Origin of the sequence: Paenibacillus sp. J5C2022 (assembly GCF_025567625.1) — a bacterium.
Taxonomy (GTDB): domain Bacteria; phylum Bacillota; class Bacilli; order Paenibacillales; family Paenibacillaceae; genus Pristimantibacillus.
The window spans coordinates 1-14299 of record NZ_JAOQJC010000049.1 but is presented as its reverse complement, the minus strand read 5'-3'; the positions used below and the strand labels follow the sequence as shown (position 1 = coordinate 14299).

Genomic DNA, 14299 nt, shown 5'->3' with positions numbered 1-14299 from the left:
CATCCAAAACTCTATCTTTAGGCTGAGGTGACATAATGAGCGATATTTCGCGACTGATTGGTGAGAACATCCGCGCCTTGCGCAGGGAAAAAGGACTTAGCCAGGAACAACTGGCGCTTCGGGCAGATATTAATACGTCGTACATGGGACAGGTTGAGCGCGGAGAGAAAAATCCTACAATTGACGTCCTGAACAGAATCGCATTCGCCCTGCAAACGCCACTGAAGGATATCGTCACCGTGGAGGCGCTTGGCGAAGAAGACGAAGCAAGCAAGAGCAATCAGGATAGCAGCCTCTATGCCGAAAAAATCGCCCATCAATTGACCGTATTAAGCCTGAAGGAGCAGGAAGTCGTCTACAAACTTGTCAAGCAGCTTGTTCATTTCAGAGAAATGGACTAGCTGTCCCAAAACCAAAAATGACATTCATGCCCGCCCGGGGTGAATGTCATTTGCAAACTATAACTTCTTCGAAAGGCGTTCTATCCGCATCTACCGCATTCCTCTGGCACCTCTCTTGTCCCTCTCAGCCGTTCTGCCCATGATCCTTCTCTCCCAGGCAAGCGCCTTCGCACGCTTCAATCGCGCAAGCTCCTTCCGCTTCTCATCGTTCATCAGCAGCACATTCGCATTCGCCCCGACCGCAAGCGCCGAGAACGCCAGCCAGACGTACCAGAAGATGTTCTCCGCCTGCAACGGCCCTCCAAGCTCCAGATGTGGCATCGCATAGAAGATCATTGCCGTTGCCACGAGCAGATATGCGGCATGCTTGACTTTGTTCCATTTCCCCGATGCGCCCCTACTCCACTTCATCATCATCTCTCACTCCTCTCCGCTTCACTAGATCCTATTGCTATTGTATGAGCCTGTCCGGCCGGATATGTCCCTCCCAACTCCACGCACAAAGCATTCTATGCCTACATATGATGAATTAACCCATACTGTCTCCATCAGAATAAAATCCACAGTACAACACGATAACGCGTTGTCCCGATCCGATATTCCTCCTGCTTGGAAGGAGAAGAGAACTGCTATGCGTAAATCGAAAATAATCGTGCAACTTACTGAATCCACTGTGCTGCCGGAGGATGCAATCATGCTAGGCGAAAGCATCATGAAAGCCAGGAAAATTCCCCGCAGCGGTCCTGTCATCTTAAAGTTCGGGGCTTATCGGCAGCATGTCAAAATCATTCCATCTCCAAAAACAAACGGCATGCGAATGAGCGGAACGCTGGCAGCCAGGATGGGCATCCATGCCGGCCATCCCTCGCGCGTGGGGCTGCGCCTGCAATACGACGCCGATACAGGCACGCTTGCTCTGGGCCCCTTAATCGGCGTTCTGGTAAGCAGAGACTATCCCGACGCTCCGGAGAAGCCGTTCGGATCGATTACGATGTTCTGCCGCGAGCTCGTAGAAGCATGCAAGGCGCAGGGGGCATACGTCTTCTTCTTCACGCCCGACCTGATTGGCGACAACGCCGAGGGTACCGAGGGCTGGGTCTATTCGGGAAAGTGGCAGCGCGTATGGCTGCCGGCTCCGGACGTCATCAACAATCGGCTCACTTCGCGCCGATTGGAGAACAAGCCGAACGTTCAGCAATTCATCGCCGAGACGAAGCATGCTTATGGAACCAGCATATTCAATGAGAAGTTCCTGGATAAGACGGAAGTGTTCGACGCACTGCAAAAAAACAATGACTTGAGGCGCTACTTGCCGGAGTCGCACCAGCTAAGGAATATAGCGATATTGAAGGCGATGTGCTCTCGCTACTCCAGCGTCTTCCTTAAGCCGGTGCGAGGCAGTCTCGGCAAAGGCATCATTCGAATATCCCGTCTGGGGGCCGATGGCTATCAGGCGATGCACGCCACATCGGCAGGCTATCGCAGACAGACCTATCCTACCATTGCCAAGCTGTACGCTTCTCTGGCGTCCAAAATGAAAATGTCCCGCTACCAGATTCAGCAAGGTCTTCACTTGATCGAAATTGGCAAGCGGCCCGTCGATTTCCGCGCGCTTGCGCAAAAAAATGCAGCCGGCAAATGGATGGTCACATCGATTGTCGCGCGGACGGCAGGCGAACAGCATTTCGTATCCAATCTGGCGCGAGGCGGCACGCTAAGCCCTGTCGGAGTAGCCGTAGCCAAAGCGAACATAAGCAAAAACAGCCAGGATGCGGCGCTCAGACTTCGTCAAGCTGCCCTTCATATCGCTCAGGGCGTCGATGACAGCATTCCGGCCCACTTCGGCGAGCTGGGCATTGATCTGGCATTGGATGCGAACGGGAAGGTATGGCTGCTGGAGGTCAACTCCAAGCCGTCCAAGAACGACAACACCCCGCTTAACGAGGGTAAAATACGCCCATCCGTCAGGATGATGATTCAATATTCCCGTCATTTGACGGGCTTCTAATGGAGGTGCCCATGCCACAGAGAACGATTGTGCTCGGCATTGCCGCAGCCCCCCCCCGGCAGACTTCATCCGCCAGCGGCGCGGCTATGCCCGTAGAACCTTTGCTTTGCCGGGAAATAAGCCTGGCGGGCAAGCGGGAAGGTGTCGAGGTATTCGCGTTCTCTGCGGCGGACTTCGATGCTGCTGCCGGACGATTGTACGGCTATTGTCTGGAGAAGGACCGCTGGATCAGACGAGAGGTGCCCTGTCCCGACGTCATCTACGACCGCCGCTTCTTCGCAAGCCGGCGGGACCGAGCCCGCAGTGACGAGGTGCTGTCGCGTCTGACGGAGCTTAAGCCGCATCGGCTGCTGAACGGCAAGCTGCCATCCAAGCTGACCGTATACAACGCATTGAGCGGCGATCCCGTGCTGCAGCCCCTCCTACCTCCGACAGCGTCATACAGCGCATGGAAGCAGTTGGCCGCTGCCGCTGAGCGATATAGCCGCGGGATTGTGCTGAAGCCCGCAGCCGGCATGCAGGGCAGAGGTATCATGCATGTGCGCCGTGATCCATTGACAAGCGACTGGGTCGTCCGCGGCAGATCGAAGGGCAACCAGCCCTTCGTGCGGCGATTCCGCAGCTCGAACGAGCTGCTCCCGTGGATAACAGCCTTCACGAAGCAATCGGCGTTCCTGCTGCAGCCGTACCTGCAGCTGACCGGGTGCAACGGGAAGCCTTACGATGTCCGTTCCCTGATGCAGAAGGATGCGGGCGGCCGCTGGCGCTGCACGGGGACTTCAGCGAGAGAAGGAGACGCGCGATCTGTGACGTCCAACCTGCACGGAGGCGGTTGTGTCCGTCCCGCTCTGGAGGCATTGACTGCAAATTTGGGCAGGTCCACAGCCGAACGTTTACTCTCGCGAATCCATACAATAAGTGGGCAGGCAGCAACTCAGCTGGAGCGGAATTTCGGCAGATTCGGCGAGCTGGCCTTCGACTTCGGCATCGAGCCGAACGGCAAGCTATGGCTGCTGGAGGCGAACGCCAAGCCGGGTCGCGACTGCTGGAGGCGCGCCAACAATCCGGAGCTTCACCAGCTATCCATTGATCGATTGCTGCAATATGCCCGTTATCTGGCCAATGCCTATCGCACGACACCGGCACTTGCATTCACCAAATGACCGAATCAGTCCCGTAAAGCTGCGGTCTTACACGTTCAGGAGGTTCATCGATGAGTTTGACAACTTGTAACGTACACTTTGCTCAGCAATCCGACAAAATTGTCTATTTGTCCAGATCGCTTATCAAGCAGCTGAAGCTGTCTGGCAATAAATCGGTTCATCTCAAGCTCGGCAAAGAAGTGATTACCGCATCGCTCAGAGCATTGAAGCGTTCTGGCAATCACCTGTATTTGTCCTCTGGCGTCCGCAACTCCATTCGCGTCCCGAAATCGGGCAATGTCATGCTGCTCAGCAACGGTGACAACGAATTGCAGCTGGGACCGCTCGTGGGCATATTGACCGACACCATTCATACGCCCGAAGGTCCATTCGGCTCCCGTTCCGGCTTCATCAAGCAAGTGATCCGCACTGGCGACCGCAGAGCGTATATGTTCGTGTTCACACCGCGCGATATCAACTGGCAGCAGGGCACGGTCTACGGCTACTTCCTGAATGCCGGAGGCAACTGGTATCGTCGCGTCGTCCCGTTGCCCGACGTCGTCTACAATCGCTTGCCCAGCCGCAGAGCGGAGACAAGCGCGTCCATCAGCGCGCTGAAAGACCGGTTCATCAAGCGGCAGATTCCGATCTTCAATTGGAGCTTCTTCAATAAGTCCGATGTATACAGACTTCTGGACAACGATCCGGAGGCGCTGGCGCACCTGCCGGAGTCCGTCTCGAATCCGTCGGCTGCGAAAATAAAAGAGATGCTGGAAAAATATCAATTCATCTACTACAAGCCGACAAGTGGCAGCCTCGGCATCGGCATCTACCGTCTGACCCATCATCCCCGGCGCGGTTACTTCGCCAGATACCGGAGAGGCAACCAGAACGTGCTGGTCCGCTACAACAGCTTTCAATCGCTCATGCGCATGCTGCAAGCAAGACATGCCGGCCGGCTGAGCAGCTACGTCGCGCAACAAGGCATACGGCTTGTAGAGATAGACAAGTGCCCCATCGATTTCCGCTTCCACATGCACAAGAACGGCAACAATGCGTGGGTGCCGGCCGGCATCGGCGCGAAGAAGGCCGGCCGCGGCAGCGTGACGACGCATGTGAACAGCGGCGGCTCCCTCATGACTCCGCAGCAAGCGCTCAGCCATACGTTCGGCAATGAAGCCGAAGCGGTGTTGGAACGAGCCAAGTCAGTCGCCATCAAGCTGTCGGAAGCGATCGAGCGCAACTATCCCCACCGGCTGGGCGAGCTCGGGCTTGATCTTGGTATCGACAAGGACGGGAATGTGTGGATGTTCGAGGCGAATGCGAAGCCGGGACGTTCCATCTTCAAGCATCCCGCCCTGCGCTCGGAAGGTCACGCGTCCGTCTCCTATATATTCGAGCATTGCTTGTATTTAAGCCGGTTTCAAGGAGGAACATCGATATGAGTTCCACGGCGTGCAACGAACAAAAGGCTGCCTTATCCGCTACCTCTTCTCCCGTGCTCGCCATCCTGACCGTAGATGACGGGGAGGGACAGTTCAGGGGCAATCGCAACAACTTTTCCGATCTGATTATTACTGGAGAGTCTCTCGGCTTTACCGTATACGTTCTGACCGTGAAGCAATTGGTGCTCACTCGCAAGAAGCTGTCGGGATTCGTCTACCTCCGCGACAGCCATACATGGGAGAAGCGGTTAATGCCATTTCCCCAGATTATCTATAACCGCATCCCTTATCGGGAAGACGAGATGCAGCCAGCCGTCAGGCAGAAGATTAACGCTTGCCGCAGACATTCCCGCATCAAGCTGTTCAACCCTTCCTTCTTCAACAAGTGGGAGCTGTTCGAATGGCTGAAGCAATCCAGACAGACCCGGCCCTATATTCCCGCCACGCGGCGGCTAATGAGCGTCAAATCGCTGGATAGGCTGATCAGCAAGCACGCATACATTTACCTGAAGCCGGAAAGCGGCAAGGCGGGAAAGGGCATTATGACGTTGAAAGTACGCGAGGAAAAAACGCTTCCTTACTTGCTTAAAATACAGGAAAACAAGAAAAGCTCCTCCTACAGCTGCTCCACCATTCAGAAGCTGTGGAGCCGGATTCAGAAGCAAAGCGGCGGAGAAGCCTATATTGCCCAGCAAGGCATTCAGCTTGCGTCGTTCCAGGACCGGAAATTCGATCTGCGCGCGCTTGTACAGAAGAACCGCAGCGGCATATGGGAATTAAGCGGGCTTGGCGCCAGGCTGGCAGGGGCGTCCAGCATAACGACCCATGTGCCCCGAGGGGGAAGGATCGAGGACCCTGAGAAGCTGCTTACCCATTCATTCAATGCGGAGACCGCACATAAACTGTTACAGAAAACGAAAAAAACAGCCGTCCTTATCGCCAGGCAGATCGAACGGGCTTCCAGGCAGCGGCTGGGCGAAATGTCGATGGATCTGGGCATTGACAGCAAGGGAAACCTCTGGTTTTTCGAGGCGAACGCCAAGCCGATGAAATTCGACGAGCCGCATATTCGGCAAAAATCGCTGGAGCGCATTTTTCATTACAGCTCCTACTTGACCAGGAAGAGACGGACTGGGGGTGCCTAATATGGAAACGCAGCTGTGGACGCCTGAGGAATGGCGGAACGGGCGGCGGAGACTGGTTATGTTCGCATCCCGCTTCGGAGAGAAGCGAATAACGGCCGCTACGCTTCACGCCTTCCGCCGGTTGGACGGAGAACGGCTGCGAGCGGATGCTTCCGGCCTCAGCGACACGGCAGTCGTTACTGTCCGAGCGGGGAATCGCCTTATCGGCCTTGGCTTTGCGAGGCAAGCCGATAGCTCTGGCGCCGGGGAAGCGGACGATGATGAAGACGCCAGCATGATTGTCATTCATCCTGCCGCTCGCGGAGTCGGTGCAGGATCGGCGATACTGGATGCGCTGCTCTCCCGTCTCGGCCGCCTGACCTGTTATGTAGCCGCCGACAATCCCGCAAGCATGGCGCTCTGCTTCAAGTTCGGCATGAGAGCCGTATCGATGCATAAGGGACCGACGGGCAAGCCGACGCTTCGTTTCGAAGGAGGAGCTCCAGTATGACGCAGCCGACGCTTGGCGTCCTGACCCTCTATCTCAATGACAACGGCTTGCTTGAGGAACGCGGCATTTACCGGATGATGACGATCGAGGGAAAGAAGCTGGGACTGGATGTCGTCGTCTTCACGCCGCAAGACGTCAATTACAATCAGAATCGCATTCATGCCCATGTCTACCAGCCCGGGAGAGGGAGCTGGCGCAGAAGATGGATGGCTATGCCGGACGCCATATTCGACCGATGCCGCATCCAGCGTTCCCACAGGTATGATGAGCTGCTGAAGTTCAGATCCCGGTATGCGAAGCTCAACTTCCTGAACCGTCCGCTTCGCAACAAGTGGACGATTCACAATGTGCTGGCCAAGGACGATCGCTTCCGCCCTTACTTGCCGCGCACCCGATTCTTCAACAGCGTGCAAGATGTGCACGAGATGCTGCGAAGGCACGCCCTCCTGTACTTGAAGCCGGTGAACGGCACCGGGGGCAGAGGCATCTTGCGCATTCAGAAGCTCAGCGGCGGAGCCGTTCATATTCAGGGACGCGATGCTTCTCGCCGTATTATCCAGCCTTGCAAGGTGAGTCAGACTGGTCTGGGAAGTTATCTGTCGCGCTGGAATATGCAGAGCACCAAATATATTGTGCAGCAGGGCATTCAGTTGAAGCTGATGAACGGCCGCGTTCACGACTACAGGCTGCTGGTGCAGAAAGGGGCCGACGGCCGCTGGGAAATGACCGGCTGCGCCGGAAGAATCGGCGCGCCCGGCAGCATTACCGCCAATCTGCATGGCGGCGGTCGCGCGGCCAAGATGGAGTACCTGCTGCGGCATTGGATCAACGATGAGCAGAGCATCGCCAGATTAAAGCAGGAGGTAAGCTTGCTCGGCACGAATATCGCTGCTTATCTGGAGCAATGCTACGATGCGTTATGCGAGCTGGCCATTGATCTGGCCATCGACCGCAGCGGTCATATTTGGCTGATCGAGGTCAATCCCAAGCCGGCTCGCGAAGTATTCCGCCACGCCGGTGAGGAAGAAGCTTATCGCGACGCTATCAAGCGTCCGCTGCAATACGCGCTATGGAAGATCCGCCACGCCGGACAGCATAGAAGCAGACTTCAGGAATCCGCGGAGGGAATTGCACATGACCGCGTGCCATCCGGCACCTCTTCTCCTGAATGAATATACAACGGCCTCGAATTCTGCTTAGCCGCAGACTTCGAGGCCGTTGCTTGTGCCCTTGCCGCGCGCGGCGCGCTCTAATGTATGGGGCCTGCACTATTTCACTTCACACTCACCTCTTCGGAGCTTCAGTGTAGGCGGCCTACACTATTTCACTACACACGCACCTTTTCGGAGTTCTAGTGTATGCTGCCTGCACTATTTCATGCGCGCGCCTCATTTCAGCGCTCCAGTGTATGGGGCCTACACTATTTTACCTCGCACGCACCTTTTCGGAGTTCTAGTGTATGCTGCCTGCACTATTTTACCTCTCACGCACCTTTTCGGAGCTCCAGTGTATGGGGCCTACACTATTTCACCTCACAGCACCTTTTCGGAGCTCCAGTGTAGGCAGCCTGCACTATTTTACTCGCACGCACCTTTTTGGAGCTCCAGTGTAGGCAGCCTGCACTATTTCGCACGTACACACATTACGCGCTCCATGGAGTGCTACGATAAAAATGCAGTCGAAAAACACCCTCGTATGAAATAAAATGAAAGCTAACGAGGGGATGAGAGCTAATGAATCGATACGACAAAGCATTCAAAGACGAAGCAGTAAGAATGAGCGATGAGATTGGACCAAAGAAAGCCGCCGAGCAGTTGGGCGTAGCCTACTATAAGTTGCAGGGATGGAGAAAGCAAAGAACCCTGCACGGCGACGGAGCGCATATCGGGAGCGGACGCGCTTATGCATCTGCCGATAAGACTGCGCGTGAAATCGAATTAGAAAAAGAAATAGGCGAGTTGCGACGCGCGAATGAAATTCTCAAGGACGCACTCGGTTTTTTCGCAAAAGACCGGAAGCGGTAAAGGCATGTCAGCTCTATGCTTACATCCGTGAGCGACGGGATCAGTGGACCGTCAAGGAGATGTGCGAGGTACTCGCTGTTAGCGAATCGGGCTATTACCGTAGCTTGAAGCCCACACCCAAACAGGAGCGGCAGCAACTTCTTCTGGTCAAAATCAAAGACATCATTGGAGAGCATGAAGACAACCGTAATTACGGTGTCCAGCGTATTCTGCTGGCGCTGTCACAAATAGAGATCACGACCAGCTACAGCACCGTCTACCGAATCATGAAGAAGCATGGCCTGCTGAAGAAAGCCAAGCGTCATCCAAACGGCATTACACGCGAGGATGAAGCAGCTCAAAAGAGTGAGAATCTGATCCAGAGAGACTTCAGCTCCTCAGCACCCAACCAAAAGTGGCTATCGGATATTACCGAAGTCCCTTGTTCAGACGGCAAGCTCTATCTGTCCGCGGTACTGGATTGTTTCAACGGAGAGATCGTAGGCCTCGCCATGGACGACAACATGCGCAAAGAGCTTTGCATCCAAGCCTTTGAGAACGCTTGTAAAGCAAGAAATGCTCGCGGAATGATTTTCCACAGCGATCGAGGCAGCCAATTCACGAGCCATGCTTTCCGAGAATGTCTAGCTAAACGAGATGCCATTCAGAGCATGAGTGGTACAGGGCGTTGCTATGATAACGCAAGGATGGAAAGTTTTTTTGCTACGCTAAAGAAAGAAAAGCTGTACAAGATCAACACGGAACGCTATCCGATGGCCTATATAAAATCGATCATCTTCAGATACATCATGGTCTACTACAACAGACGGCGGATCTACACTTCTAATCCTGGGGGGTGGCCTCCAGCTATTTATCGCGAAAGAATGCTGTCACAAGCAGCTTAGTAACGGGATTTCTGTATGAGGGTGTTTTCAAACTGCACTTTTATTGACAACTCCACCAGCCGATGCCACATGCCCTGCAACCTCCCAACCAGCTACTTCCCGCGCTCCAACTTTGTGCCAGCCCTTCATACGCCGTCCACGCACACTTTCCAGGTTTTCGGCCCAGGAGGTAAGCTATCCAGCAGCCGCAACAGACCAGTAATTATAAAGGGCTGTTCCACTTCCAGCTCACCAGAACCAGAAGCGGAACAGCCCTCCACTTGCAATCGACAACCTATAGTTCATCAACCAATTGTCTGAAATCATGAATCAGCCTGTCTGCATCGCTCAGCTCAGCCCCATCGCCATAACGGGCATAGGCGCAGCCGATCGATACGAGGCCGTTGCGCTTGCCTGCTTCCACATCGGAGGAGCGGTCGCCAACCATCCACACCTGGCTCGATTGCAGACCATGATCCGCCAACAAGCGGGCGACCAGATCGACTTTGCTGCTCGTGCCGTACTCCCCGGCGCTGTAGATGCCGTCGAACAGCGGGGCAATCCCTCTATGCTGTGCCACGCCCTTCACATAATGTTCTAATCCATTGCTTGCGACGAACAGCTTTACTCCCCGCGTTTTCAACACGCGCAACGTCTGCTCCACATGGGGGTACAGACTGCCTTCCCCGGCCGCGAGTCCTTCCAATTCGTACTGAAGCAGCAATTCATCGGCCCGCTTTCTCGCCTCTTCCGTGCTGCCCGGCATCACCTGACGCCATATGTCTTCCAGAAGCATTCCCAAGCAGCCCAGCAAGGTGTCCACAGAAGGCGTCTCTTCTCTGTATAAGCCTTCTTCACGCAACGTCCGGAATACGCGTTCGTGCACCGGTATTAACAAGGTGTCGGTCTCGAACAACGTCCCGTCCATGTCGAATATGGCAGCATCCGGCTGCGACAGTCTATCTTGTTTCATCTCTAGCCTCTCCTTCCAAGTCTGCTTCCATCATAATGGATGGGGGGAAAGGGAAGCAAGCGAGCCCAATTCTTCTACAAACAATCTACACAATTACCGCTTGCCGTCCGCAACATGTCGATTACGAACCAGAATTCGACAAGCAACGCTGCCGTCAAGAAGCGAAGAGCATAACAAGATGTGCAGCCGATGCAACTTATCCGGGCTCAGCTGCGTATGCTAGGAAGACAGCGGCTATTGATTATGGCTGGCGATTATGGCACACTGTTGCTTGAGCTTCATGATACATATCCCATACCTTACAGAGAGGACGTGAGGCAATCACATGACCAAGTGGCTCTTGCGTGCCATGACCGAGCTCAGCTCGCGCAAATGGATTTCCAAACTCACGGGCAAATTCGCCGAATCAAGCGCCAGCCGAATGCTGATTCCCCGTTTCGCGAAAATATACGGTATCAACGTCAATGAAGCGGAGAAAGAGCTCTCGCAATATGCGACGTTAAATGAATTTTTCACTAGACGATTGAAGCCTGATGCACGGCACATTCATGGGAGCGAATCCGCGCTTGTCAGCCCGGTAGACGCTCTTATTACAGGTGCCGGAGTCATCACGAAAGGCTCCATCCTCAATGTGAAAGGGCAGAACTACACCATTAATGAGCTGCTGAACGGTTCTCCGCGTACAACAAACTATATGGACGGTTATTACTACGTCCTCTATCTGAGTCCGACGGATTATCACCGCATCCATATGCCCGTCTCGGGGCAAATCGTGGAAAGGGAGCTTATCCCGGGAAAAGTTTATCCCGTCAACAACTTCGGATTGCAGCATATGAAGCGAGTGCTTAGCCGGAATGAACGGCTTGTCACCTACATCAAGCATGATGCCGGAGAAGCGGCAGTCGTGAAGGTCGGCGCTATGAATGTAAGCAGCATTCAATATGTATTGCCGTTGCGAGAGCGAATGAACAGAGGCGATGAGCTTGCCTACTTCCGATTCGGCTCCACGGTTGTGCTTCTGACGGAAGACGACAGCTTCGTGCCAAGAGACGATCTGCAGCCCGGAACGAAGGTTCGAATGGGCGAACGGCTTGGAGAGCTTGTCGAGCGTTAACAACATACATCAACAGAACTGCCCCCCGGCGACTAGTCATACTCTAGCCGTCGGGGGGCAGTGTTGTGTAATGATGTCCTCTGTCGGACACGGGGATGCTCGTCCTACCTCAATTCAGAAGGACTCTTGCCCGTATATTGCTTGAACTGCCTGCTGAAGAAGAAGATATCGCGATAGCCCAGCGCATCTGCCACTTCCGTTACGTTCATTCCGGCATGCATGAGCAGATGCTGGGCGCGCTCGATGCGCGTTCGGATCATATAGCTTTGAACCGACATGCCGATCATTTCCTTGAACTTCATGGAGAAGTAGCGCGGCGAGAGCTGCGCCCTCGCGGCCAGATCCTCCACCCGATGCGGAATACCGGGATGCTGGGCGATATAGTTAGCGATCTCATGAATCGCTTCTGTCAGCTGGTTGCTGACCTTCTTCTCGACCGGCTCCTGTAAGTCGGCGCGCAGAAGATGGATAAGCAGCTGCAGCAGAATAAGCCTAGCTTCCTCCTGCGCCGCATAGGTTTTCACCAGGAACAACCGTACATATCTCGAAAGCATATACTCCATATCGATCTTGTCCTCCAGCTTGCGGTACCGACGAGGAATATGCTGGAAGGGACCTTCCGCTGCGAAGTGAATATAGGTCAGCACAAGCGGTCGCTGCGGATTATGCGTAGCGCTGGTATGGTCACCGGGGCGAAATAAAAAGCAGCTTCCCGGTCCCACCTCGTAATGCGTGCCGTTCACCTCCACCTCTCCTTCGCCGCTCCATACGTAGAACAAGTCGAAATTGGCAAGCGGCTTCTCTCGTCGCGCCCAGCGCCAATTGGGCTCGCATGATATTTTGGCAAAGGCAGGCATTAATACGAGCTTGTCAGGCGACAAATGCAGCATGTTCTCCCTCCCTTCCATAGGCTCTACATTCTATTATAATTTATATTAGGTGACGTTCAACAGCCGCCGGCAGCTTCTTGTGAAATTCATGAAATGAAGTTGCAATGAAGATAGATGGGATCGCACAAAAGTGTTATAATGGCTGGAATGAGTAGACAATGATTGATAAGTTGGAGGATGAGTGCCAATTATGAACCCACTGGCCAAAGGATTAAATGATACGCTGCAGAAGGAAGCACATCCGGTCTACGAGATGCTCTCCAAGCTGGGACGGGACATCTACTTCCCCAAGGAAGGCATCCTGAGCCAATCTGCAGAAGCGAAAGCAAAGGCGAACAAGTTCAATGCGACGATCGGCATCGCTACAGAAGGCGGCCAGCCGATGCATCTGAAGCTTATTCAAGAGACGCTTAGCAGCTACAATCCAAAAGATATTTACGAATACGCCCCGCCTGCCGGGAAGCCTCAGCTTCGCAGTGCTTGGCGCTCGAAAATGATAAAGGAAAATCCGTCTCTGAAATCAAAGCCATTCGGCAATCCCATCGTGACAAACGCACTGACGCACGGCCTGAGCATCGTAGCGGACTTATTCGCCGATGCCGGAGATGCTGTAGTCATACCGGACAAGAACTGGGAGAACTACGAATTAACCTTCGGCATTCGCCGAGGTGCAGCTATTGTGGAATATCCGCTCTATAACGAGGAAATGCGCTTCAACAGCGTTGGGCTCAAGGAAGCACTGCTGGCGCAGAAGGATAAAGGAAAGGCAATCGTCATCCTGAACTTCCCGAACAATCCGACCGGCTTCACACCCGGCCCGGGCGAAGGAGAGGAAATCATCGGCGCAATCCGCGATGCGGCGGAAGCAGGAGTGAATGTCGTAGCCGTTACGGACGACGCCTACTTCGGACTGTTCTTCGAGGATTCCATGCAAGAATCCCTGTTCGGCAAGCTGGCCGACCTTCACCCGAGAGTGCTTGCTGTCAAGGTAGACGGTGCGACGAAGGAAGAATATGTGTGGGGCTTCCGGGTCGGCTTCATCACCTACGCCTCACCGTCGGAAGCGGCGCTAACTGCGCTGGAACAGAAGACCCTCGGCATAATTCGCGCGACGATCTCCAGCGGTCCGCACCCGTCCCAGACATTCGTGTTGCATGCTCTGGAGTCGCCGGTTTTCGAGGAGCAGAAAGCAGAGAAATTCGCTATTATGAAAGGGAGAGCGGCTCGCGTGAAGTCACTATTGGACAGCGGCCGCTACGGTGACGCGTGGAGCTACTATCCGTTCAATTCCGGATACTTCATGTGTCTCAAGCTTTCCGGCGTAACTGCGGAAGCCGTCCGCACTCATCTGCTGGATCGGTATGGCATCGGCACCATCGCCTTGGGACAGCACGACCTTCGTGTCGCCTTCTCCTGCATCGAGGAAGAGCATCTGGAAGAACTGTACGACACGATCTATCGCGCCGTTACGGAAGTAGCCGCGCAATGAGGAAGCCTCAATCGAGGCCTATCGAAGATGAGCGACCTAAAAGTTTTCAAAGCAAACTCGCTTCGGAAGCATGAGATTAGTGTAATCGCCATATAGAATTTCAGTTTCCGCTAAGCCGGAAATTAATACGCTATTGTGGTAAATCAAGCGGGCAAGCGGCCTATCAATCATATTCAGAGAAGAACACAGCAATAGACCGTCCCGAGGGGATTCCCCAAGGGCGGTCTATTTCTTGTTCGCATTCGATATTTCACTTTTTTCGGGTTCGTCTACCCGGCAATAAATCGCAAATCCCTTAACAAGCGTGCCAGCATC

At 54.2% G+C, this 14299-nt stretch carries 14 protein-coding genes; 11 read left to right on the top strand and 3 right to left on the bottom strand.

Annotated elements, in window-relative coordinates:
• The first annotated feature begins 35 nt into the window (after positions 1-35).
• Positions 36-401 carry a helix-turn-helix domain-containing protein gene (locus tag M6D81_RS27235; RefSeq protein ID WP_262680336.1) on the top strand — a complete coding sequence of 122 codons (366 nt, stop codon included), beginning with the start codon at positions 36-38 and terminating at the stop codon, positions 399-401.
• 90 nt (positions 402-491) lie between these two features.
• Here M6D81_RS27235 and M6D81_RS27230 read toward each other — a convergent pair whose 3' ends face one another.
• The gene (locus M6D81_RS27230; protein ID WP_262680335.1) at positions 492-818 is read right to left on the bottom strand and encodes a hypothetical protein; all 327 of its coding nucleotides are present in this window, start codon (positions 816-818) and stop codon (positions 492-494) included.
• Between the two features lie 214 nt (positions 819-1032).
• Between M6D81_RS27230 and M6D81_RS27225 the strand changes: the two genes are divergently transcribed.
• The 8 genes from M6D81_RS27225 (at position 1033) to M6D81_RS27190 (ending at position 9539) form a co-directional block, all read left to right on the top strand.
• On the top strand, positions 1033-2409 hold the full coding sequence (locus tag M6D81_RS27225) for a YheC/YheD family endospore coat-associated protein (RefSeq protein ID WP_262680334.1): 1377 nt from the start codon (positions 1033-1035) through the stop codon (positions 2407-2409).
• 11 nt (positions 2410-2420) lie between these two features.
• A complete protein-coding gene (locus M6D81_RS27220; protein WP_262680333.1) occupies positions 2421-3572 on the top strand; it encodes a YheC/YheD family endospore coat-associated protein in 1152 nt (383 codons plus the stop codon).
• 50 nt (positions 3573-3622) lie between these two features.
• Positions 3623-4996, top strand: coding sequence for a YheC/YheD family endospore coat-associated protein (locus M6D81_RS27215; protein WP_262680332.1), 1374 nt, complete (start codon positions 3623-3625; stop codon positions 4994-4996).
• A complete protein-coding gene (locus tag M6D81_RS27210) occupies positions 4993-6141 on the top strand; it encodes a YheC/YheD family endospore coat-associated protein (protein WP_262680331.1) in 1149 nt (382 codons plus the stop codon). The genes M6D81_RS27215 and M6D81_RS27210 overlap by 4 nt, the downstream gene beginning before the upstream one ends.
• 1 nt (position 6142) lies before the next feature.
• The gene (locus M6D81_RS27205; protein ID WP_262680330.1) at positions 6143-6631 is read left to right on the top strand and encodes a GNAT family N-acetyltransferase; all 489 of its coding nucleotides are present in this window, start codon (positions 6143-6145) and stop codon (positions 6629-6631) included.
• Positions 6628-7803: a YheC/YheD family endospore coat-associated protein gene (locus M6D81_RS27200; RefSeq protein WP_262680329.1), complete on the top strand. Its 1176-nt coding sequence runs from the start codon at positions 6628-6630 to the stop codon at positions 7801-7803. The genes M6D81_RS27205 and M6D81_RS27200 overlap by 4 nt, the downstream gene beginning before the upstream one ends.
• Before the next feature lie 561 nt (positions 7804-8364).
• Positions 8365-8655: a transposase gene (locus M6D81_RS27195; protein ID WP_262680328.1), complete on the top strand. Its 291-nt coding sequence runs from the start codon at positions 8365-8367 to the stop codon at positions 8653-8655.
• Positions 8656-8678: 23 nt separating this feature from the next.
• A complete protein-coding gene (locus M6D81_RS27190; RefSeq protein ID WP_262680375.1) occupies positions 8679-9539 on the top strand; it encodes an IS3 family transposase in 861 nt (286 codons plus the stop codon).
• A 274-nt stretch (positions 9540-9813) separates the two neighbouring features.
• Here the strand turns inward: M6D81_RS27190 and M6D81_RS27185 are convergent, their stop codons facing one another.
• Complete coding sequence (locus M6D81_RS27185) at positions 9814-10491, bottom strand: HAD family hydrolase (protein ID WP_262680326.1); 678 nt, start codon at positions 10489-10491, stop codon at positions 9814-9816.
• A 325-nt stretch (positions 10492-10816) separates the two neighbouring features.
• Between M6D81_RS27185 and asd the strand changes: the two genes are divergently transcribed.
• Positions 10817-11605, top strand: coding sequence for an archaetidylserine decarboxylase (gene asd / locus M6D81_RS27180; RefSeq protein WP_262680325.1), 789 nt, complete (start codon positions 10817-10819; stop codon positions 11603-11605).
• Between the two features lie 104 nt (positions 11606-11709).
• Here the strand turns inward: asd and M6D81_RS27175 are convergent, their stop codons facing one another.
• Positions 11710-12495: an AraC family transcriptional regulator gene (locus tag M6D81_RS27175; RefSeq protein ID WP_262680324.1), complete on the bottom strand. Its 786-nt coding sequence runs from the start codon at positions 12493-12495 to the stop codon at positions 11710-11712.
• A gap of 190 nt (positions 12496-12685) precedes the next feature.
• On the opposite strand from M6D81_RS27175, the gene M6D81_RS27170 reads away from it, so the two are divergent.
• Positions 12686-13984, top strand: coding sequence for an aminotransferase class I/II-fold pyridoxal phosphate-dependent enzyme (locus M6D81_RS27170; RefSeq protein WP_262680323.1), 1299 nt, complete (start codon positions 12686-12688; stop codon positions 13982-13984).
• Positions 13985-14299 lie beyond the last annotated feature (315 nt).

What these genes read in the sequence shown, in the direction of transcription:
- M6D81_RS27235 (WP_262680336.1), top strand. Translation starts at nt 36, where the DNA reads ATGAGCGATATTTCGCGACTGATTGGTGAGAACATCCGCGCCTTGCGC.
- M6D81_RS27230 (WP_262680335.1), bottom strand. Translation starts at nt 818, where the DNA reads ATGATGATGAAGTGGAGTAGGGGCGCATCGGGGAAATGGAACAAAGTC.
- M6D81_RS27225 (WP_262680334.1), top strand. Translation starts at nt 1,033, where the DNA reads ATGCGTAAATCGAAAATAATCGTGCAACTTACTGAATCCACTGTGCTG.
- M6D81_RS27220 (WP_262680333.1), top strand. Translation starts at nt 2,421, where the DNA reads ATGCCACAGAGAACGATTGTGCTCGGCATTGCCGCAGCCCCCCCCCGG.
- M6D81_RS27215 (WP_262680332.1), top strand. Translation starts at nt 3,623, where the DNA reads ATGAGTTTGACAACTTGTAACGTACACTTTGCTCAGCAATCCGACAAA.
- M6D81_RS27210 (WP_262680331.1), top strand. Translation starts at nt 4,993, where the DNA reads ATGAGTTCCACGGCGTGCAACGAACAAAAGGCTGCCTTATCCGCTACC.
- M6D81_RS27205 (WP_262680330.1), top strand. Translation starts at nt 6,143, where the DNA reads ATGGAAACGCAGCTGTGGACGCCTGAGGAATGGCGGAACGGGCGGCGG.
- M6D81_RS27200 (WP_262680329.1), top strand. Translation starts at nt 6,628, where the DNA reads ATGACGCAGCCGACGCTTGGCGTCCTGACCCTCTATCTCAATGACAAC.
- M6D81_RS27195 (WP_262680328.1), top strand. Translation starts at nt 8,365, where the DNA reads ATGAATCGATACGACAAAGCATTCAAAGACGAAGCAGTAAGAATGAGC.
- M6D81_RS27185 (WP_262680326.1), bottom strand. Translation starts at nt 10,491, where the DNA reads ATGAAACAAGATAGACTGTCGCAGCCGGATGCTGCCATATTCGACATG.
- asd (WP_262680325.1), top strand. Translation starts at nt 10,817, where the DNA reads ATGACCAAGTGGCTCTTGCGTGCCATGACCGAGCTCAGCTCGCGCAAA.
- M6D81_RS27175 (WP_262680324.1), bottom strand. Translation starts at nt 12,495, where the DNA reads ATGCTGCATTTGTCGCCTGACAAGCTCGTATTAATGCCTGCCTTTGCC.
- M6D81_RS27170 (WP_262680323.1), top strand. Translation starts at nt 12,686, where the DNA reads ATGAACCCACTGGCCAAAGGATTAAATGATACGCTGCAGAAGGAAGCA.